Raw genomic sequence first — 19,907 nt, forward strand, 5'->3', positions numbered from 1 at the left:
TCCATGAGACTTGTCCCATTTTCAGAACATCGTATTTGACAGCCTTTTTGGAAAATACAGAAAAACGGTCAAAAAAAACGCCGCATTTCGCGGCGTTTTATAATTGTTTAACCTAATTAGGATTAAACAGTGTGAACTGAAGAGGTGTTCGTGGTGCCACTTGGAACCAATGCACCTGAAACCATAACCACTTTATCGCCTTTTTGTGCGAGGCCACTTTCGAGTGCAGCCTCTTTACCAATGCGATAGAAATCGTCAGTTGATGCAATTTCTTTCACCAGTTGGGTGATAACACCCTTAGTGAGGATCAGCTGACGCGCGGTCACTTCATTGGTAGTTAATGCCAAAATGGTGGCATTAGGGAAGTATTTACGCACGGCGATCGCCGATTTGCCGCCGTTGGTTGCGACAACAATCAGCGGTGCATCCAGCTTCTCAGCCATTTCTACCGCACCGCGGCATACGGCTTCGGTGATGCGCAGTTTACGGCTGTCGTTCTGACCGTCGATACGGCTCTGCATGACACGATCCGTACGCTCACAGATAGTGGCCATAATGCGAACAGCTTCCAGTGGATATTTCCCTTTGGCACTTTCGCCAGAGAGCATAACTGCATCGGTGCCATCGATGATGGCGTTTGCCACGTCGCCCGCTTCTGCGCGTGTTGGACGCGGGTTTTTAATCATCGAGTCAAGCATTTGCGTTGCAGTGATAACCACTTTACGTGCGCGGTTACATTTCTCGATCATCATTTTCTGCGCGAAAATAACTTCTTCTACAGGAATTTCAACGCCGAGGTCACCACGAGCAACCATGATGCCGTCTGAAGCTTCGAGGATTTCGTCAAAGTTGTTCAGGCCTTCCTGATTTTCGATTTTAGAAATGATCTGGATGTGTTCGCCACCGTGTGCTTTCAGATGTTCGCGAATTTCGATTACGTCTGAACGTTTACGAATGAAAGAAGCCGCAACGAAGTCCACGCCTTGCTCACAGCCGAAAATCAGGTCGCGTTTGTCTTTTTCTGCCAGTGCTGGCAGGGCGATAGAAACGCCAGGCAGGTTAACGCCTTTGTTTTCACCCAGATCACCGTTGTTTAGCACTTTACAGGTCACTTCAGTGTCGGTGACTTGAGTGACTTCCATTCCGATTAGACCATCGTCGACCAGAACCGTGTTGCCCACTTTCAGGTCAGCTGCGAAGCCTGCGTAGGTTACCGCAACGCGTTCGCTGTTACCGATGACACTCTGGTCGGTAGTAAAGACGAAAGTTTGGCCCGCAACCAGGGAAGCGTCTTTGCCGCCTTCCAGTTTGATGGTACGGATTTCTGGACCTTTGGTGTCAAGCAGGATACCGGCTTTCTGGCCTGTTTTGGCCATAACGTTGCGGATGTTCTTAATGCGCTGACCGTGCTCTTCATAATCACCGTGAGAAAAATTCAAACGCATGACGTTCATACCTGCATCAAGCAGTTTAGTCAGCATCTCTTCGGATTCAGTTTTTGGTCCGATAGTACAAACAATTTTAGTCTTTTTCATGACGATTTTTTCTACAAGTTGTGATGGATAGGATAAGAGTGCGCAAGGCGGTAATGCGGTCACCGTTCGCGCTGAATGGTTTTCTGACCTGGTTTGAGAAAAACGTTAGTTTGAGCAAAACATTTCTAAGAATAGGCGAGTGCAGGAGAAACGTTGTGTAAAATTCGACGGGCACGCAACTGTATGGACGAGTTTTAATCGTTTTAGGGGTGAAAATGCTTGTTATATGACGATATCGATAGATCAAGGGGCTGAATCCATTCAATCTAAGAAACTGTGCCAGTTTGTTGGCTCATAGTATAGAGGGTTCGAGGGAGGGAAACCAATCAAAAATTAGCAGCGTGCGCAAGAGAATGGGCTTATCCGCAGCTTTGTTGCGCAATCGTTCAAAAGCCGGCATCGAATGCTAACAAACGCAAGGCAAGTATTAACAATTTGAAATTTGCGTTAACGGCACTGTTATAAAATGGGCGATAGCGGGGGAACGTCTGGATCATTGGAAAAAGAAAAAGGCAATGTGAATCAGTAAAAAATCAGGGTAATAAGGCGGTATCAGATGATGTGTTGCGGGAGTCTATAAAGTTTCCGAGGTAACGCGCTTTGCATTGGTGCGTCCGAGTGGACTCGAACCACCGACCCCCACCATGTCAAGGTGGTGCTCTAACCAACTGAGCTACGGACGCACATCATGCAACGTTTGAATCCTGAGATATTTGGTGCGTCCGAGTGGACTCGAACCACCGACCCCCACCATGTCAAGGTGGTGCTCTAACCAACTGAGCTACGGACGCATCGTTATCTCTGTCTGCCAGTCTGGCAGCGGGGACGAATATTAACGGCCTACCGGAGTGCTGGCAAGGGAAAAAATGCATTTTAATGACATATTGCAGCTGATTGCTGCGCGAGTGCTCATTGCGTTTATTTTTTGCACATTAATTGCAGTGCGCTGCCTTTAAACAGCGCACCGAGGGTGGGGGGATATTGGATGGAACTAGCGTCCCGCTCGCTGCAAAATAGAGAACGAGGACTGTTTTTGTATCCATCGCACGCGCCACGACATCATGGTGGCGGCAAACGTCAACCCAATGATAAACCCGCACCAGAATCCGCTAGGGCCCATGGCTGGAACCAGATAATCGGTGAGCGCCAGCAGATAACCGATAGGAAGCCCCAAAATCCAGTAGGCGGTAAAGGTGATATAAAAAATTGAGCGGGTATCTTTATAGCCGCGCAGCACGCCACTGCTTATCACCTGAACGGCGTCCGATATCTGGAAAATAGCTGCAAACAGCATCAGATGCGAGGCGAGGGTGACCACTTCCGGATTGTCGTTATACAGCCGCGCAATATGAACGCGGAAAATAACGGCGAGCGTAGCAATGATGCAGGCCATCACAATACCGGTCGCCACGCTGGTACGGGCCGACACTTTGGCCCCCTGCGGGTTTGATTCGCCGAGGCGAGAACCGACGCGAATGGTGGCCGCAACGCCCAGCGAAAGCGGCACAACAAACATCAACGAGCCCACGTTGAGAGCGATTTGATGACTTGCCACCGCCACAATGCCCAACGGCGAAACCAGCAACGCCACAACCGCAAACAGGGTGACCTCAAAAAATAACGCCAGTGCAACGGGTAAACCCAGCTGCGTCAGGCGCTTAAGCACCTGCCAGTCAGGTTTGGCAAAGGGTTTGGTCGCGACGATATCGCGCAATGAATAGGTGCGCTTGGTATAGATGCGCATCATGATGAACATTACCCAGTAAACCGTGCCTGTTGCCACACCGCAGCCAACGCCACCCAGTGCCGGGGCGCCGAATTTGCCATAGATAAAAATGTAGTTAACCGGGATATTCACCAGCAGACCGATAAAGCCAAATACCATGCCGGGTTTGGTTTTCGACAGCCCTTCACACTGGTCGCGAAGCACCTGGAAAAACAGATAGCCCGGTGCGCCCCACATAATGGCCCGCAGATACCCAATCGCTTTCTCTTTAAGCAGAGGGTCGATGTTGTGCATCAGGCCAATCATTAAGTCACAGTTATAAATAACCACCATCACCAGCACTGAAACGCCACCGGCCAGCCAGAAACCTTGCTGAACCTGATCGCCTATTTTGTCGCGTCGACCTGCACCGTTAAGATGCGCGACGGTGGGAGTTAATGACAATAAAAGACCGTGGCCAAACAGTATGGCGGGCAGCCATATTGATGTGCCTACGGCAACCGCAGCCATATCGGTAGCGCTGACCGATCCTGCCATAATGGTGTCAACTACACCCATCGAGGTTTGAGCAATTTGAGCCAGGATAACGGGGATAGCGAGAGCCAATAAACTACGCGCTTCTGTAAGGTACTTCTGCACGCATACACCTTTTTATAATGATTAAGAAACTAAAAAAGCCACCCGAGGGTGACGATAATATACTGAGGAATAGTCGAAAGATTGTACCTCGTCATGCTTTTTAAGCAAATCGCATGCTGAAATTTCATGAACTGCCGCAGTTATAGTATTTAGTATATTCAGCGTTTGTGACGTTTTTTCCGCGCAGCCTGAATGTTGGCCTGTTGTTTGGGGTTCGCGTGCTTTCTTCTGTTCTTGAATTTGGCTTTCACGTCAATCTGCGGCAAACTTATCAATATTATATTTTGGAATTTTAATTGAATTGAAGAGGCACACCCTATGTTTACCGGAATAGTACAGGGCACTGGCACTCTGGTGTCCGTTGTCGAAAAACCTAACTTCAGAACGCATGTGGTTAAAATGCCGGCCGAGATGCTGCCAAATCTGGCGCTGGGCGCCTCGGTTGCCCACAACGGCTGTTGTTTAACGGTAACCAAGGTTGAAAATGACTTGGTCAGTTTTGATTTAATTAAAGAGACGCTGCGCCTGACCAACTTGGGTGACCTGCAGGTTGGGGACGAGGTTAATTTAGAGCGTGCGGCCAGCTTTAACGACGAAATTGGCGGCCATTTAATGTCAGGCCACATTGTTTGCACCGCAGAAGTTCAAAAAATTCTGACATCAGAAAATAATCGTCAAATATGGTTCCGCCTGCCGCATCCAGATTACATGAAGTATATTTTACACAAAGGTTATATCGGCATTGACGGTATCAGTCTGACGGTTGGAGAGGTGACCAGCAGCCGTTTTTGTGTGCATCTTATTCCTGAGACGCTGGAGCGTACCACGCTGGGTGCAAAACGTCTGGGCGATAAAATCAATATTGAAATTGACCCGCAAACACAGGCAATTGTCGATACCGTTGAACGCGTACTTGCCAGTCGTGAAGCCGCGATGGCCGCCGCAGCAGCCTTGGCCGAACAGCCGAAATAAGTGTAGTCCGGTTCAATAACGTGCTGGAATAGCCGCCGGATAGGTTATTAGGCGTGTGAAAAGTAAGAGTTTGCGCGTAAATGCAAAAAGCCGAAAACAATAAAATTTGTTTTCGGCTTTTTAGTATTTGAATCTTGTTCGCAAACAAACTCAGCGCGGTACGCGAATGCCACCCTCAACGCCGTTAGGGCTGAGCACCACCTGCCATAACTGAATATCGCGCGCACGGAATGCACCTGCGCAAGCGTTCAGATAATAGGTGAACATGCGGTAGAACCGGTCGGAATAATTGTCTGCGATAGTAGGCCATGACGCCAGAAAACGGTCATACCAGGCCATTAATGTTCTGTCGTAGTCTGAGCCGATATTGTGCCAGTCCTCCATCACGAATAATCCCTCGGTAGTCTGCGCAATATGTTTCACCGACGGCAAGCAGCCGTTGGGGAATATATATTTATCAATCCACGGATCAACGTTGAGGTCGGTTCTGTTGGCGCCAATAGTGTGCAGCAGGAAAAGACCGTCAGGTTTAATATTACGCTTTACCACGTCGAAATAGGTTTGGTAATTTTTAGGCCCAACGTGTTCAAACATGCCGACGGAAACAATCCTGTCAAACTGATCGTTTAAGTCACGATAGTCCTGCAGCAAGATAGTGACATCAAGGCCTTCGCAGCGTTCCTGAGCCATTTTTTGCTGTTCGGCAGAGATAGTGACACCAAAAACGCTTACGCCGTAGTTTCTGGCGGCATATTCCGCCAAACCACCCCAACCGCAGCCAATATCAAGCAAACGCTGCCCTGGTTGCAGTTGCAGCTTATCGCAAATCATTTTTAATTTGGCTTCTTGTGCCTGCTCAAGCGTGGTGGCGTCTTTCCAGTATGCACATGAATATTGCATAAACGGGTCGAGCATTTTACTAAAGAGATCATTACCGAGGTCGTAATGTTCTTTACCGACAATCCACGCGCGTTTGCGAGATTGCAGGTTGGTCAGTCGCGCCGCAGCAATGCGCAACGTATCTTTGAGGTGATGCGGGAGTTTATCTTCAAGCCCCGCCTCTACGACGCGATGAAAGAACATGTCTAATCTTTCACATTCCCACCAGCCGTCCATATAACTCTCGCCAAGGCCTAGAGAGCCGTCCTGGAGCACGCGCTTAAAAAAGTCGGGATTTTTAACTTTAATGTCAAAAGGGCGGGTTCCATTAACTTCAATGCCTGCCATCGTTAACATTTCGCTCGCGATTCGGTACCAATGATTGTCTTGAATACTCAAGTCTTCTACACACGATGAACTCATAGCTTCTCCATCACTTTCTCTTCTGACTTATTAACCTGCTTTAAAAGCAACGGCCATTTGCAGGTCTTTATGAGAACAGGCGATTTATCCGCCTTGTCTGAAATATGACTATGAACAGAGGAAAATACAGAGGACACCTGACGATAATTCGCCGCGGTGAAAGCATCCTTGCACTAAAAATGTGACGCGTTTCGCGCGCCTAAAAGTTACTGTGATAAAAGTTTTGTAAAAGTGATATTTTATTATGTTGTTTTGAGTATAAGCTCGCCTGCGCGCATTCTCAATATTAAATCGCTGCAGGCGCATCTATTGTTCAAGTTATTGTACCGCAAGGGTATTATTGCAATCAGTTAGCATGCTCTGCTTCTGGATGTCCAGACTTCTCTTCCTTCGCCGAAAGCGTTAAAAGAAAATATCCAATCCCGACAAGCCCAACCGTCGACAGCATTACCGTCACCGTAGAGAACAACGGCTGCTCGATAAATGCAGAAACCATCATGCTGGCGAAAAAACACAAACCTAACTGTAGCGTATTTTGCAATGCTGCAGCCTTGCCTGTATTGGCAGGAAATGCCATTAGTGCATTTGCCACTACAATCGGGTAACAGGCACCGTTAACTAACGCCATCAGACAGAATGGGATTAACAGGGTCACCAGTGTTGATTGCGTCATTGTCGCAATAAAATAAAGTGACACGACGCTTACAGCATAGCCCACTAATAGCCAAGGCAATAGGCGGGTGCCTTCAATTTTACTGATAAGCATTCTGCAGCCGTAACCACCGAGTAAAAAGGCTATCGTTTGAGGAACATAGCTTAGGCCAATGGCTGAGGGTCCGTATCCCATTTCACTTAAAATAAAAGGTGAGCCGGTCAGCCAGGCAAAAAATCCAGCCGAGGAGGCGGAGTAAATCAGCACGTTTCCGGTATAGACACGCGATGACAGCATGGCGGTAAGCCCACTTTGCGGCTGCAGCTTCTCGGCAATCGATTTTTTAGTTTCCCGCAGGGTAAAAGTAAACATCAGCAACAGAGCACTGATAACCAGCAGCAGTGCGAAAATCACTCGCCAGTTAAAATGGTTGAGCACCCAGGCACCCACCAGCGGCGCCAGTGCAGGTGAAAGCGCGACCAACGGCATAATGCTGGCAAACGTACGTTTTGCAACCGATGCAGAGTAACGGTCAACCACCAGTGCCTGCCAGCTTACCGCCGCTGCACATACCCCAACCGCCTGCATAAAACGCAGAACCAGCAGTAACTCGGTGCTCTGCACCCAGATCATGCCAAGGCAGCTGATTGAAAAGAGGCTTAGACCGGCGAGTAAAATCGGCTTGCGGCCAAAGCGGTCGGAGAGCGGGCCCCAAAATAGCTGTGCGGCGGCAAAGCCTGCCAGAAAAATGCTCAGGCTCGAGCTGATCGCGCTGGCAGAGGTGCCGAGGTTATCTTGCATCTCGCTGAATGCCGGTAAATACATGTCAGTTGCCAGAAAGCCGAGCATGCTCAGCCCAGCAAGGTAGAGTAAAAAGCCAAATGAGGGTTTCATGATGTTCTCTTATAATACGAAAAAGTAGCTAAAAGTGTTGTAGGGGTGTTGCCAGTGGCGCAGTGTATCTGCTTGGCTTGTGGGTTGTGAAACGTTAATATTTGCACCCTAGGATGAAAAAAATTGAAAGCAAGAGGACGGCGCCAATGAGGTTTGAAACAGGTGGCAGCAATGTGGTCTGAATATTCTCTGGAAGTGGTGGACGCCGTGGCCCGCAATGGCAGCTTTACCGCGGCTGCACAGGAGCTTAATCGTGTGCCCTCAGCCATCAGTTATCAGGTGCGGCAGTTGGAGGAGTGGCTGGCCGTTCCGCTGTTTGAACGCCGTCACCGCGACGTGGAGTTAACGCCTGCCGGCCGTATTTTTGTTGATGAAGCGCGCGTGCTTATCAAAAAAATGATATCAACCCGTCGTCAGTGTCAGCAGGTGGCTAATGGTTGGAGCGGCCAGCTGCGTGTAGCAGTAGACCGTATCGTCAAGCCTGACCGCGTGCGGCAGCTGGTGGTTGATTTCTATCGGGTATTTCCTGATACCGAGCTGTTGATTCAGGGCGAGGTATTTAACGGGGTATGGGACGCTTTGGCAGACGATCGTGCTGACGTGGCGATTGGCGCAACCAGCGCGGTGCCGGTCGGCGGGCGTTTTAGCTTTCGCGATATGGGCACGCTGCCGTGGCACTGTGTAGTGAGTGCCCAGCATCCGTTGGCTGCTCATAAAGGCGCATTAAACGATGAGGCCCTGCGTCCTTATCCGGCGCTGTGTATTGAAGATACTTCAAGAAGTCTACCCAAAAGAGATACCTGGACACTCGATAACCAGCGCCGCCTGGTGGTCCCAGACTGGACCTGTGCCATTGATTGCCTGTGTGAGGGGTTGTGCGTTGGCATGCTGCCGGTGCACATGGTTGAGTCGTGGCTAGCGCAAAAAAAACTGGTGGTGCTTGAGTTGGCCAACAGCTTTCCTGAAAGTCCGTGCTGCCTGACCTGGGATCAGCGTAACCATTCACTGGCGCTTGACTGGCTGCTTGACTACCTTGGGGAAAGTGAGACCTTGAACGAGGAATGGCTGCGCTAAAGAAATGCTGCCCTTGGCGCGGCTGAGGGCCAGCGTGAAGGGCAAGTTAGGCTAATAAGTGTATTAACGGCGATAGTCAAGATACGGGCCATCGGCCACTGAGCGCCTTTCAACCAGCTTGGGCTTCACCTCAATGGTTTGCTGTATTTCGCGCTTGCTGATAATGCGGTCAAGCAGCATGGTAAAGGCCATTTCTCCAAGGCGTTCTTTCGGTTGATGTACGGTGGTGAGTGCCGGTGAAAAATAACGCGCATTGCGAACGTTATCATAACCAATGACCGAAATGTCTTGAGGAACGCGCAGACCCATTTCGTCGGCTGCACAAATCGCGCCCATTGCCATGACGTCACCGCCGCAGAATACTGCGGTAGGGCGCTGCTTCTGGTTTAGGATTTTTTGCATCGCCTGGTAACCGGATTCGGGTTCGAAATCGCCCTGAACTACCCATTCATCTCGCACTTCAATGTTGGCTTCGTTTAACGCTTTCAGGAAACCACGGTAGCGGCCACCGCCGGTGTTGCGGTTAAGCTGGCCGGGTATGGCGCCAATATCGCGATGGCCACGCTCAATCAGGTAGCGACCCGCCAGATAACCGCCCTCGAAGGCGTTATCAATGATGGAGTCGGTGAAGTCGTTTTGCGCTTCGCCCCAGTCCATGACTACCATTGGAATAGACCGGTACTCTTCCAGCATGGCAAGGAGTTCAGCGGGATATTCTGCACACATTACCAGCAGGCCATCGACGCGTTTTTGCGCCAGCATAGCGAGATAGGCAGTCTGTTTTTCAAAATCATTATGCGAATTACACAAAATCAGCGTGTAGCCTTTGGCGAAGCAGCTATTTTCGACCGCTTCAATAACTTCGGCAAAATAGGGCGCTTCACTTGAGGTTGCCAGCAGGCCGATTGATTTAGTGTTATTAACCTTCAGGCTACGCGCGACGGCACTGGGAGAATAGTGCAAATCTTTGATAGCGGCGCGAACAGCAGCTTTGGTTTCTTCGGCGACGAATCGGGTTTTATTGATGACGTGCGACACGGTTGTAGTCGAAACACCGGCGCGCTTAGCGACATCTTTTATCGTGGCCATGTAAAAATCACTCCTGAACTAACCATTTTCAGCACGTTAGTTTTTTGTTAATCGTTTGCCTGCGTGCATTCAACTGCATAAATCATTTTAAGCAGTCAAATCGTTGGATGGTTCCAGAAAGGCCTGAAAGAAGCGTCGGGCAACTACGACCGGGCACACAGCGTGGTAACCGCTAATTTTCTCTTATAACTCAAAAAAGGGAAAGCCAAATTTTTGCTTTAGAGTAAAGTGATAGTGTTGTGTACTTTCTAAATGGACGTTTTGGCGAGATTTAGGCAGAATAAGATGGCGTACAAAATGTAGGGTTTTTGCCCCTTTTATCTCGTAAGGAGTTCACGTGGATACTAACCTGAAATATTCATTAATGACCGTAGTCTGCGCACTCGCGATGATTGTTGCTTTTAGCTTCACCGCAGTCATGCACTAATTTTTAGCGCGAGAACGGAAAAGGGCGATTTCTTATCACAGAAATCGCCCTTTTCTATTTTACCAAAACGACGCACCGTTTTAGTCTTAAACCATTCGTTAAATGCTATTCACAGGTTTCAGCGAGAAATCATTATTTAACGAATCGTTTTTGGCGTCATCACCCGGCGAGCACCCACATAGTGGTCTTGCCAGTAGTTATCTGCCAGATAACTAATTTTAATCTCTTCACCGGTGCGCGGTGACTGAATAAATTTGCCGTTGCCGAGATAAACGCCTACGTGATCGGCTGCGCCGCGTTTTGTTATTCTAAAGAACACCAGATCGCCCGACTCAAGTTCACCGCGTGCAACCGGTGCTGCATCACGCAAATGGTACATCTCATTGGCGGTGCGAGGCATTTTAATTCGCATTAAATCTTTGTACGCGTAATAGACCAAACCGCTGCAATCAAATCCGGTGTTAGGTGAGGTACCACCCCAGCGATAAGGCTTGCCGACCTGGTGCATCAGCTTGTTCATCGCGGTCTCTTTCGCGTGCAGGTATTTCTTCTTATGTGCTGCGCTTAACGTGAGCGGTGCGCAGGATTCTGTTTTTGCCTGATGCTTACGGTGTCGGCCGTAGGCTTTTTTCGGTTCTTTCGCGCAGACCACGTTGGTCGTGCTGGCAAGAGAAGTTGTAATATTTTTAATTTCTCGTTTCGGCTTTTCAGCCTGATGTTTCGCCAGCTTTCGGCTGACCGGCTTTTCGGCCTTGTGTCTTACTAACTTAGTACTGGTAGGGTGTTTAGCTTCCACCTTCGTTTTGGCATGCACCTTTTCTTTTGTCTTACTGTGTTCTTTTGCTTTTGATTGTTCTTTTACCGGAACAACTTTGGTCTTCTTATTGCTTCTGGCAACGACCTTTCGCTTTCGTCGTTCATCAGGCTTTGCCTGACTTACGTGCGCTTCCGCTTGCTTTGCAGAAACGCGACTGCTTGGCGAAGCATGCGCCAAATTCAAAAAAAGCTGGGTAAACAGCAGCACAAAAAGCGTAAACATTAAACGCATGGCGTCGCTACCAATATTAGGCCGAAGTTAAACATCAAAAGATGTCCCAGTATTCCCCAAAAGCGGGAGACAAAACAGCACGAATTGCTTCGATTCTAATTCATATTGTGAGTAAAAGTTAATAACTTTTTTTTTGGGCGAAATATAAGCTATAACGCTGAAAAATTAACCTAAATTCAGAGGCTTAAACTCACCTTACCCAAAGGATCTTGTCAAGATCGTTTGGGTTAAAGTCACAGAATAAAAATGTTATTCTATATGAATGTTTATTTTTGCACTGTTTTGGTAATCAGGGATACTATCACCGACATTAGGGTGATGCATCAACTTAGGCTTATTTAGCGTGTAAAGACCCTACAAAAAATGACGTTTTCATCTGAGCGCTGCCCTCGTTACAATGGCAGACAGTTGATCAGGTTTTTCCCGATTTAAGCTTTTGCGACATAAATACGACGTAACAGCCAATTAATGGCTTGAGGAAGCAAAAAATGACCACCACTATTGAAAAAATCCAACAACAGGTTTCCGAGAACCCAATTCTTCTTTATATGAAAGGCTCTCCTAAACTGCCAAGCTGCGGTTTCTCTGCACAGGCCGTTCAGGCGCTGTCAGCCTGCGGCGAGCGTTTCGCCTATGTCGATATCCTGCAAAACCCGGATATCCGCGCCGAAATGCCAAAATTCGCTAACTGGCCAACCTTCCCACAGCTGTGGGTTGACGGTGAACTTGTCGGCGGCTGCGATATCGTCATCGAAATGTATCAGCGTGGCGAACTTCAGCAGTTGATCAAAGAAACGGCCGAGAAATACAAATCTCAGGAAGAGCAGCCAGAATAAGCCGTCTCGACTCTGATAAAGAACGGCCAGGATAGCTGCTTTTCAGATTAATGAAGAACCCCACTTTTGTGTGGGGTTTTTTTATGAGGTCGTGAAGCCGATAACGTGAAATCCACAGCGGGAGGTAGGGCGCTCGGGCCTAACCTTGGGGTTGATGAACGCGCTATGGCTTGTATATTGACCAAGCCAATCTGGTTAATGAGTCAGCGTAGGAGTGCAACATGATAAATCATCTTGATCATCTGGTATTAACCACCCACGACGTGAAAGCGTGTGTCGATTTTTATACCCGAGTATTGGGTTTTACGCTTGAACAGTTTGGGGCAAATAGGTTAGCGCTTAAGTTTGGTGAACAAAAAATAAATATCCACGAGTATGGTAAAGAAATAGAACCCAAAGCACACCTGCCTGTTCCGGGGTCTCTCGACCTTTGTTTTATCGCTTCACTGCCTATCGAACAGGTTAAATTAAAATTAGAAAGCCATCATTGGCCGATTCTTGAAGGGCCAGTGAATAGAACCGGCGCGCAGGGGCCGATTGTTTCATTATATATGCGAGACCCCGATCTGAACCTCATCGAGATATCACGTTATATTGCTCAGCCTTCCTCGGGAAACTAAAAATGAGTGTCATAAAAAAAGCGGCGTTGAAAAGCCGCTGATTTTTTTAATTTTTAGAACTTTATTCCCGCCGAGCTTATTGCTCCGGGTCGCCGGTTTCTTCTGCGGCGATCGGCAGTGGCCAGCCGCCTAAACGTTTCCAGCGGTTGACCAGTTCACAGAACAATTCTGCAGTTTGCTCGGTGTCGTACAACGCCGAGTGCGCCTGCGCGCTGTCAAAAACAATCCCGGCGCTAATGCAGGCTTTTGCCAGCACGGTTTGCCCCAGCACCAGCCCGCTCAACGCCGCAGTATCAAACGTGGCGAACGGGTGGAAAGGGTTGCGCTTTAGGCCCGCGCGTTCGGCCGCGGCCATCAGGAAGCTATGGTCGAAATTGGCGTTGTGCGCAACAATAATCGCCCGATTGCAGTCCTGCTCCTTCATTCCCTTGCGGATAGCTTTAAAAATGGCGTGCAGTGCATCGTACTCGCTCACCGCACCGCGCAGGGGATTGGTTGGGTCGATGCCGTTAAAGGCCAGCGCTTCAGGATGCAAAATCGATCCCTCAAAAGGCTCCACGTGAAAATGCAGCGTTTCGTCGTTGTGCAGCCATCCGTCTTCGTCCATACGCAAGGTTACGGTTGCAATTTCAAGCAGGGCGTCAGTCTGGGCATTAAACCCGGCGGTTTCTACATCAATTACCACGGGATAAAACCCACGGAAACGACCTTTCAGGGCGTTAATGTCACTTTTGTCAGCCATCTTTATCTTATCTTTAACGAATTCAGCGCGCATTATGGCAAATTTTTGAGCCAGATGCAGGAGGGAGAAGCAAATAGAAGAAAGGGCGCTGAATTAGCGCCCCGAAGTCACGATGTGAAAAGGGTTTAGTTGCCCAGACCCTGACCGGCGTGTTTGGACTCGATAAGCTCGATTTTGTAGCCGTCTGGGTCTTCAACGAAGGCGATAATGGTGGAGCCGCCTTTAACCGGGCCTGCCTCACGCACTACGCTGCCGCCCGCGTTGCGAATGTCTTCGCAGGTTTGTGCCACGTCATCAACGCCCAGCGCCAGGTGACCGAATGCGGTACCGTGGTCATAGCTGTCAACGCCGTAGTTGTAAGTCAATTCAATGACCGCACCTTTGCTTTCGTCTTCATAGCCAACGAAGGTCAAATCATATTTGTATTCGGTATTTTGACTGGTGCGCAGTACGCGCATGCCCAGCACTTCAGTGTAAAATTTAATCGAGCGCTGCATGTCGCCAACGCGGAGCATGGTATGGAGTAAACGCATAATTTCCTCTGATTTCCAGTTAAAATCTCTTGAATACTAGACTAACTGAATGAAATTGCTTTGTCTTTAGGACTGCGCCCAACAGCGCAGTCTGTAATCAACGTGGAAATAAAAAGGGGATGCCTTACAGCGTTGGGTAGTCGGTATAACCCTGTGCGCCGCCGCCGTAGAAAGATTCTGGCTGTGGGGCGTTCAATGGGGCATGACTTTTTAAACGCTCAACCAGGTCTGGGTTAGCGATATAGCTGCGGCCGAAAGCAACGGCGTCGATGTACCCTTTCTCAATCAGTTCTTCACCTTTCTCAGCGGTGTAGGCACCCGCGCCGACAATTACGCCTTTGTAGTGCTGGCGAATAACTTTACGGAATTCCTCGGTATAAGCCTTGCCGCCTGCCCAATCTGGCTCTGAAATGTGTAGATACGCCAGGTTGCGCTTGTTCAGCTCATCCAGTAGATAGACTGCCGCGGCTTCTTGATCTTCACCGTTGTCCAGGCCGTTGAATGGGCCCATCGGTGAAATACGAATGCCTACGCGCTCAGCGCCGATTTCAGCCACGGTGGCGTCAACCACTTCCAGCGTCAGGCGAGTGCGGTTTTCAATGCTGCCGCCGTACTGGTCTTCACGCACGTTTGAGGCCGGTGACAGGAACTGGTGCAGCAAATAGCCGTGGGCGGCGTGCAGTTCGATATAGTCAAAGTCTGCTTCGCGAGAATTAGCGGCCGCCTGACGGAAGTCATTAACAATGCCCGGAATTTCACCAATTTCAAGTGCGCGTGGCGTTGAACAATCTTCACGAACCGCATTGCCATGTTCGTCACGCAGGCTGGTGCGGGTGCCTGCGGCAATAGCAGAAGGCGCGACCGGCGCCAGATTACCGGGCTGCAGGCTGGTGTGCGAAATACGGCCTACGTGCCAAAGCTGCACGGCAATATTGCCCCCTTTAGCATGAACACCCGCAACAATTTTTTTCCACGCGGCGGTTTGCTCAGGCGTGTGCAAACCCGGTGCACCGGCATAGCCTTTCGCCTGGAAAGAAACCTGCGTTGCTTCGGTTATAATCAGCCCGGAACTATGACGTTGAGCATAGTACTCGCCCATCAGTGGCGTCGGGATATCACCCGGTTCAATACTGCGCAAGCGGGTTAACGGTGCCATGAATACGCGATTAGGTAAGGTTTTATTGCCGACGATGAGGGGGGTAAAAAGCTGGGTCATGGTTAATCCTTTCTCTAAAAATTAGACTAGTCGATTACTGAATAATCCCTACACGTTAATAGACCGATCAGTCTAGGTCAACCCGACCCGCATTCGATAGCTCATTTTGCTACGTAGAGATGCATCACTTCTGTCGATCTGGTATAAAATGTATCCAACTTGTTAATTATTTATCCTTTATATTTACTAAGGCGGAGGAATTTTGGCTCAGCAGCTTGAGTTTTTTGACATCCCCAGCCCGTGCCGTGGTGTATGTCAGGCAGGTCCTAACGGTTTTTGTCGTGGTTGCTTTCGCAGCCGCGAGGAGCGTTTTGGCTGGATGAACATGAATGATGTCGAAAAGCGTCACGTACTGCGGCTCTGTCACCAGCGTTATCTGCGTTTGAAACGCGCGACCAAGCCTTCTGACGATCCCGCCCCTGAACAGCCTTCTCTGTTTTAAAATCCCTTTTAAATCAATAAAAAATTGCCGAAAGCAGCTATGCTTGCTGCTAAATAACGAGATAAGGAAATAAATCGCATGGAACAACGTACGCGCATTGCACCGCAAGGACCGGAATTTTCCACGATGATCTGTGGATATTGGCGGTTGATGGAGTGGGGCATGACAGCGCAACAACTGTTGGCCTTTATCGAGCAGCACGTCGAGTTGGGAATGACTACCGCCGATCATGCCGACATTTACGGAAACTATCAGTGTGAGGCTGCCTTTGGTGCGGCGATGAAATTGAAGCCGGCGCTGCGTGAGAAGATGCAGTTGGTGAGTAAATGTGGCATTTCAACCACCGCCGCCCCGGGTAATCGCATCGGCCACTACATTACCGATAAAGCCTACATTGTTGCGCAGGCAGAGCGCTCGCTGGTGAATTTGCACACCGATTATCTTGACCTACTGCTTATCCACCGTCCCGATCCGCTGATGGACGCGGACGATACCGCAGAGGGTCTTATCGCGCTGCATCAAAGTGGTAAAGTGAAACATTTTGGCGTGTCAAACTTCACACCCGCACAGTTTCAACTGCTGCAATCTAGGCTGCCGTTTGCACTGGTGACCAATCAGGTCGAGATTTCACCGATACACCAGCCGGCTATCCTTGACGGTACTTTGGATAGTTGCCAGCAGGCGCGCATCCACCCCATGGCCTGGTCCTGTCTGGGGCAGGGACGGATATTTAATGATGCAGAGTTCAAGCCATTGCGCGACGAGCTGCAAAAAGTGGCCGAAGAGGTCGGTGCGCTGACTATCGATCAGGTCATTTACGCCTGGATTATGCGTTTACCTTCAAAGCCACTGCCTATCCTTGGCACCGGTAAGATTGAGCGTGTTGTCTCCGCGTGGGAGGCATTATCGCTTAATCTTGACCGCCAGCAGTGGTTCCGCATTCGCAAGGCGGCGTTAGGTTACGACGTACCGTAAAAAGTATCAGGCAGGTTTGGGCGCAGGCTCGCTAGGGCCTGTTGTCACGTCCTCAATATTTATCGCCGACTGCAACTGTGAAAGCGAGCAATAAAGACGCCAGATAACGCCCGCCAACTGGCGCGCAGAAGCATCCGGATGGCGCGCCAGTACCTCGCTAATACGCTGCAGCTCGGCCAGGCTCGCCTCGAGGCGCTGATGACTGACTCCGCGTTCGGTCATAATCCCCTTCAGGCAGTGAATACAGATATCCCGCACTTTGGACAGTGGATTTGACCGCGTTTCCCACTCTCTCAGCTGCCACACGATGTGGCTACAGTTGAGCAATACCACGCCCCAGCGCAGGAGCCAGGTGCGAGAGAGCTGATCCTGGCTCTGGTTAAGCAGGTTGACGCGATAGTAAATCAGCGATTCAAACTGCAAGTGTGAAAGCTGCGGCCTGCGGCTGAGCTGGTCGATAAAATCACGGCGCAGCGCGCGGATCAGGCGGCGGCTTTTGCGCTGGTCCGAGCTGGGGCGTAACACCTGAAAGGCTATTCCCGCCAGCATGATGCCGGCTATTTTTGCCAGCCCGTCATTGATAAAGGATTGATAGTCGTAGGTGGGGGGATTCGTCACCGCCAAAAACGATCCACCAAACACGATAAGCTGTCCCCAAAGGGCGGCATAGCGTTTCAACTGCAATTTGCACAGCTGCATGGTGGTGAGCATCGGCAATAAAAAGGCGCAAAATAGCCAAAAGTCGTTGATTTGTACCATCAGGCCAAACTTCAGGATGTAGCAGCTAATAAACAGCAAAACCAGTGACTTGGTTAGCAGGGTGATGCTGTTGATGGGGGAGGCGGTGGAGGAATAAAGCACGCAGCCGATGGCCGCCAGAGTCACGCCCGCTGCGCCGGAATCCCACTGCGTGTTAATCCAGTAGGCGCAGGCAATCACGATGCAAATAAAGGTGCGAAAACCGCTGTAAGCTGCTTCGTAGCTGTCAGCGTGGCGAGTCAGGCGGCTGACCTTCGGCGCTCGTATCTGCTCCACGGCAACCAAATTGGCATTTTCGACCTGCTGTAACAGGTGTTCGGTGCGCAGATAAAGCCAGCAGAAATCGCGTAGACGCTGCCAAAATGCGTGGTGCCGGTAGTCGGCCGGATCCTGTGGACGAATAAGCGTCAGGGTTTTTGCTAACTGATATTGCGTCATATCAGGCTCGCGGAGCTGCTCGAGCAACGTAGCCAAAACCTGATTAAGGTTTTCGGGTGGGTTAGGCCAATTGAGCATCATCCTGCGCAGGCTGGAAATATAGCTGGTCAGCCGCAGCTGCTGGTGCAGCAGGTAGTTGAGTAAATTATTCTGCTGGCGCAGTCGGTAGTGACTCCAGAATGCCTGAATGCGTAGCAGATTCAGTGTCAGAATCTGATTGATTACCCCTTCATGCGACACGCGGATCTGATGGGTCACTTCACTGCGCCACAGCAGCTGCGCGTGCTCAAGCAGTTGCACATGCATCTTGCGCAGCGACGTCAGCAGCGCATCGCCGTCGGAGGTGCTGGGCAGCACCATCATCATAAAGGCGCCGCACAAAATTCCGGTAATGACTTCGCAAACCCTAGCCTGCGCGATATCGAAAATGGTGCCGGTGTCGGTGACGTTAACCGTTGAGAAGGCGATGATGGCCGCCGTGTATCCGGCCAGCGCAAAGGCGTAAGAGACATTGTTTTGATAGAGGTTTGACACGTAGGTGCACAAGCCTAACCACGCCGCAATAAAGAGCGTGAACAGCCAAGGATCATTGAGGCAGTGTCCGGCAATCAGGACCGCCGCCGACGCGCCGAGTACGCTGCCGAACACGCGGCCAATACTTTTGCTTATCACGCCACCGACGGTGGGAAAACTGACCACGGCGGCCGAGGTCAGTGCCCAGTAAGGTTCGTCAAGCTCCAGCACAAAGGCAATCCACAGCGCGAGACACATGGCGATAGAATTACGCAACGCATAGCGCCACTGAGCCGCCGTTGCTTTACCCCACAGCGTATTTTTCCATTCCAGCCACGAGAGATTCACGCGTTTGCCTTAATAATGAATTGAAATTGTGCAGGTCGTGCCCGCCACTAAAACCAAATTCAGCGGTATATTCTCAATTTTTATTCTCACCGGAACGCGCTGCGCCAGTCTCACCCACGGCACATTCGGTTTTACATCAAGTAATAAGCCGGTTGAGCTTTCTACGCTCTGGTCATATATGGCTCGGCCAATACTTTCAACCTGCCCCTTAAGTGGAATATTGCCGTTATACAAAATAATATCGGCCTGATTCCCGACGTTGATGTGTTTAAGTTTTGTTTCTTCGAAATAGCCTAAAACATAAAACGAATGTGCATCGATGAGCGCGACTAAGGGCGTTCCCGTGGAGGCATAGTTACCTTTGCGAGCCTGAAGGTTAGTGATAAAGCCGTCTGTTGGGGCAAATATTGTGGTTTTGCTTAAATTCCAGCGCGCCTGTTCTAGCGCAGCCCGGGCAGAGGCAAGACTCGCCTGCATTGACTTGGCTTCCAGAACGGACTGATCCAGAGACTCGCTGGAGATAACCTCGCGTCCCAGCTTTTGCCTGCGTAGCGCCTCATGGTTCGCCTTGTCAACGTCGGCCTGTGCTTTGTCTACCGAGGCCTGTGCGTTATCGACCGCAATTTGGAAAGGCACCGGGTCAAGCTTAAACAGAACCTCTCCCACATGGACATATTGATTGTCATGAACCGTAATATCGGTGATTCTTCCGGACACTTCTGGTGTGATATCAACTAATTCGGCGCGAACTTTTCCATCACGCGTCCACGGCGACTGCATGTAATAGTTCCACATCAACCAACCAGCACAGAGTGCGACGGCAACCACCGCTATCGTTGAAAAATATTTAATTGTCTTAAATTTCATCTTTTTTTACTCGTTCACGATAAGAAACAGTGCAGCGCATATTGAAATGACAAATAGAGATAAATCCATCAACGTCGGATGCCATATCTCACCAGAATAGATCCAGTCCCGCAGCAGATGATGAATTAATAGCCAAATGAGTAGCCCAAGTAAAAAAGCTTTAAAAATAGGAGGGAAATAAAGGGAGGCACCCAGGACAAGATCTTGGAGAAAAGGACCAGAATGGAACATTTGGGCAATCACAATATTAATCTCTGCAT

The 19,907-nt window shown here is 49.7% G+C and carries 19 protein-coding genes and 2 tRNA genes; 7 read left to right on the top strand and 14 right to left on the bottom strand.

The genetic code is table 11. The features are described from left to right. Window positions 1–122 precede the first annotated feature (122 nt). From pykF to GA565_RS09150, 4 genes are all read right to left on the bottom strand, one after another. Entirely contained in the window at window positions 123–1,535 is a 1,413-nt protein-coding gene (pykF, locus tag GA565_RS09135) for a pyruvate kinase PykF (protein WP_055770234.1), read from the bottom strand. A gap of 606 nt (window positions 1,536–2,141) precedes the next feature. Then, window positions 2,142–2,218 (bottom strand) — tRNA-Val (locus GA565_RS09140). Window positions 2,219–2,249: 31 nt separating this feature from the next. Continuing rightward, window positions 2,250–2,326, bottom strand: a tRNA-Val gene (locus tag GA565_RS09145). A gap of 200 nt (window positions 2,327–2,526) precedes the next feature. Then, the gene (locus tag GA565_RS09150; RefSeq protein ID WP_152198201.1) at window positions 2,527–3,900 is read right to left on the bottom strand and encodes an MATE family efflux transporter; all 1,374 of its coding nucleotides are present in this window, start codon (window positions 3,898–3,900) and stop codon (window positions 2,527–2,529) included. 318 nt (window positions 3,901–4,218) lie between these two features. Here GA565_RS09150 and GA565_RS09155 point away from each other — a divergent pair, with 318 nt between their 5' ends. After that, the gene (locus GA565_RS09155; RefSeq protein ID WP_055770240.1) at window positions 4,219–4,872 is read left to right on the top strand and encodes a riboflavin synthase; all 654 of its coding nucleotides are present in this window, start codon (window positions 4,219–4,221) and stop codon (window positions 4,870–4,872) included. 150 nt (window positions 4,873–5,022) lie between these two features. Here GA565_RS09155 and cfa read toward each other — a convergent pair whose 3' ends face one another. After that, the gene (gene cfa / locus GA565_RS09160; RefSeq protein WP_055770243.1) at window positions 5,023–6,174 is read right to left on the bottom strand and encodes a cyclopropane fatty acyl phospholipid synthase; all 1,152 of its coding nucleotides are present in this window, start codon (window positions 6,172–6,174) and stop codon (window positions 5,023–5,025) included. Window positions 6,175–6,520: 346 nt separating this feature from the next. After that, window positions 6,521–7,720, bottom strand: coding sequence for a purine nucleoside transporter PunC (punC, locus tag GA565_RS09165; protein WP_055770246.1), 1,200 nt, complete (start codon window positions 7,718–7,720; stop codon window positions 6,521–6,523). Between the two features lie 171 nt (window positions 7,721–7,891). On the opposite strand from punC, the gene punR reads away from it, so the two are divergent. Beyond that, complete coding sequence (gene punR / locus GA565_RS09170) at window positions 7,892–8,794, top strand: DNA-binding transcriptional activator PunR (protein WP_055772373.1); 903 nt, start codon at window positions 7,892–7,894, stop codon at window positions 8,792–8,794. Between the two features lie 63 nt (window positions 8,795–8,857). Here the strand turns inward: punR and purR are convergent, their stop codons facing one another. Then, window positions 8,858–9,883 (bottom strand): HTH-type transcriptional repressor PurR, encoded by a 1,026-nt coding sequence (gene purR / locus GA565_RS09175; protein ID WP_055770250.1) that lies wholly within the window; start codon window positions 9,881–9,883, stop codon window positions 8,858–8,860. A 337-nt stretch (window positions 9,884–10,220) separates the two neighbouring features. Here purR and GA565_RS09180 point away from each other — a divergent pair, with 337 nt between their 5' ends. After that, window positions 10,221–10,310, top strand: coding sequence for a YnhF family membrane protein (locus GA565_RS09180; RefSeq protein WP_139804061.1), 90 nt, complete (start codon window positions 10,221–10,223; stop codon window positions 10,308–10,310). 136 nt (window positions 10,311–10,446) lie between these two features. Here the strand turns inward: GA565_RS09180 and GA565_RS09185 are convergent, their stop codons facing one another. After that, window positions 10,447–11,358, bottom strand: a complete 912-nt coding sequence (locus GA565_RS09185; RefSeq protein WP_055770251.1) for a C40 family peptidase — start codon at window positions 11,356–11,358, stop codon at window positions 10,447–10,449. 488 nt (window positions 11,359–11,846) lie between these two features. Between GA565_RS09185 and GA565_RS09190 the strand changes: the two genes are divergently transcribed. Both GA565_RS09190 and GA565_RS09195 read left to right on the top strand, forming a co-directional pair. Continuing rightward, a complete protein-coding gene (locus GA565_RS09190; RefSeq protein ID WP_055770254.1) occupies window positions 11,847–12,194 on the top strand; it encodes a Grx4 family monothiol glutaredoxin in 348 nt (115 codons plus the stop codon). A 221-nt stretch (window positions 12,195–12,415) separates the two neighbouring features. Next, window positions 12,416–12,814 (top strand): VOC family protein, encoded by a 399-nt coding sequence (locus tag GA565_RS09195; RefSeq protein WP_152198202.1) that lies wholly within the window; start codon window positions 12,416–12,418, stop codon window positions 12,812–12,814. 76 nt (window positions 12,815–12,890) lie between these two features. Here the strand turns inward: GA565_RS09195 and rnt are convergent, their stop codons facing one another. The 3 genes from rnt to GA565_RS09210 all read right to left on the bottom strand — a co-directional run bounded on the left by rnt (window position 12,891) and on the right by GA565_RS09210 (window position 15,305). Beyond that, window positions 12,891–13,589 carry a ribonuclease T gene (gene rnt, locus GA565_RS09200; protein ID WP_152198203.1) on the bottom strand — a complete coding sequence of 233 codons (699 nt, stop codon included), beginning with the start codon at window positions 13,587–13,589 and terminating at the stop codon, window positions 12,891–12,893. A gap of 92 nt (window positions 13,590–13,681) precedes the next feature. Beyond that, the gene (gloA, locus tag GA565_RS09205) at window positions 13,682–14,089 is read right to left on the bottom strand and encodes a lactoylglutathione lyase (RefSeq protein ID WP_226950934.1); all 408 of its coding nucleotides are present in this window, start codon (window positions 14,087–14,089) and stop codon (window positions 13,682–13,684) included. 124 nt (window positions 14,090–14,213) lie between these two features. Beyond that, window positions 14,214–15,305 (bottom strand): alkene reductase, encoded by a 1,092-nt coding sequence (locus GA565_RS09210; protein WP_152198205.1) that lies wholly within the window; start codon window positions 15,303–15,305, stop codon window positions 14,214–14,216. 202 nt (window positions 15,306–15,507) lie between these two features. Between GA565_RS09210 and GA565_RS09215 the strand changes: the two genes are divergently transcribed. Next, window positions 15,508–15,747 carry a DUF1289 domain-containing protein gene (locus GA565_RS09215; RefSeq protein ID WP_152198206.1) on the top strand — a complete coding sequence of 80 codons (240 nt, stop codon included), beginning with the start codon at window positions 15,508–15,510 and terminating at the stop codon, window positions 15,745–15,747. Window positions 15,748–15,825: 78 nt separating this feature from the next. Next, the gene (locus GA565_RS09220) at window positions 15,826–16,722 is read left to right on the top strand and encodes an aldo/keto reductase family oxidoreductase (RefSeq protein WP_152198207.1); all 897 of its coding nucleotides are present in this window, start codon (window positions 15,826–15,828) and stop codon (window positions 16,720–16,722) included. A gap of 6 nt (window positions 16,723–16,728) precedes the next feature. Here GA565_RS09220 and GA565_RS09225 read toward each other — a convergent pair whose 3' ends face one another. Genes GA565_RS09225 through GA565_RS09235 form a run of 3 tightly spaced genes read right to left on the bottom strand, consistent with a single transcriptional unit; the run spans window position 16,729 to window position 19,890 of the window. After that, window positions 16,729–18,780 carry an FUSC family protein gene (locus GA565_RS09225; RefSeq protein ID WP_152198208.1) on the bottom strand — a complete coding sequence of 684 codons (2,052 nt, stop codon included), beginning with the start codon at window positions 18,778–18,780 and terminating at the stop codon, window positions 16,729–16,731. Between the two features lie 9 nt (window positions 18,781–18,789). Continuing rightward, the gene (locus GA565_RS09230; protein WP_152198209.1) at window positions 18,790–19,647 is read right to left on the bottom strand and encodes an HlyD family secretion protein; all 858 of its coding nucleotides are present in this window, start codon (window positions 19,645–19,647) and stop codon (window positions 18,790–18,792) included. Between the two features lie 6 nt (window positions 19,648–19,653). Next, window positions 19,654–19,890, bottom strand: a complete 237-nt coding sequence (locus GA565_RS09235; RefSeq protein ID WP_193311888.1) for a DUF1656 domain-containing protein — start codon at window positions 19,888–19,890, stop codon at window positions 19,654–19,656. Window positions 19,891–19,907 lie beyond the last annotated feature (17 nt).

Source organism: Rouxiella sp. S1S-2 (assembly GCF_009208105.1).
Taxonomy (GTDB): Bacteria; Pseudomonadota; Gammaproteobacteria; order Enterobacterales; family Enterobacteriaceae; genus Rouxiella.

Bases quoted from the DNA above. Each gene is read 5' to 3' on its own strand.
- cfa (WP_055770243.1), bottom strand. From the start codon at position 6,174: ATGAGTTCATCGTGTGTAGAAGACTTGAGTATTCAAGACAATCATTGG.
- GA565_RS09210 (WP_152198205.1), bottom strand. From the start codon at position 15,305: ATGACCCAGCTTTTTACCCCCCTCATCGTCGGCAATAAAACCTTACCT.
- GA565_RS09190 (WP_055770254.1), top strand. From the start codon at position 11,847: ATGACCACCACTATTGAAAAAATCCAACAACAGGTTTCCGAGAACCCA.
- gloA (WP_226950934.1), bottom strand. From the start codon at position 14,089: ATGCGTTTACTCCATACCATGCTCCGCGTTGGCGACATGCAGCGCTCG.
- GA565_RS09195 (WP_152198202.1), top strand. From the start codon at position 12,416: ATGATAAATCATCTTGATCATCTGGTATTAACCACCCACGACGTGAAA.
- punC (WP_055770246.1), bottom strand. From the start codon at position 7,720: ATGAAACCCTCATTTGGCTTTTTACTCTACCTTGCTGGGCTGAGCATG.
- GA565_RS09155 (WP_055770240.1), top strand. From the start codon at position 4,219: ATGTTTACCGGAATAGTACAGGGCACTGGCACTCTGGTGTCCGTTGTC.
- punR (WP_055772373.1), top strand. From the start codon at position 7,892: ATGTGGTCTGAATATTCTCTGGAAGTGGTGGACGCCGTGGCCCGCAAT.
- GA565_RS09230 (WP_152198209.1), bottom strand. From the start codon at position 19,647: ATGAAATTTAAGACAATTAAATATTTTTCAACGATAGCGGTGGTTGCC.
- purR (WP_055770250.1), bottom strand. From the start codon at position 9,883: ATGGCCACGATAAAAGATGTCGCTAAGCGCGCCGGTGTTTCGACTACA.
- GA565_RS09185 (WP_055770251.1), bottom strand. From the start codon at position 11,358: ATGCGTTTAATGTTTACGCTTTTTGTGCTGCTGTTTACCCAGCTTTTT.
- rnt (WP_152198203.1), bottom strand. From the start codon at position 13,589: ATGCGCGCTGAATTCGTTAAAGATAAGATAAAGATGGCTGACAAAAGT.
- GA565_RS09220 (WP_152198207.1), top strand. From the start codon at position 15,826: ATGGAACAACGTACGCGCATTGCACCGCAAGGACCGGAATTTTCCACG.
- pykF (WP_055770234.1), bottom strand. From the start codon at position 1,535: ATGAAAAAGACTAAAATTGTTTGTACTATCGGACCAAAAACTGAATCC.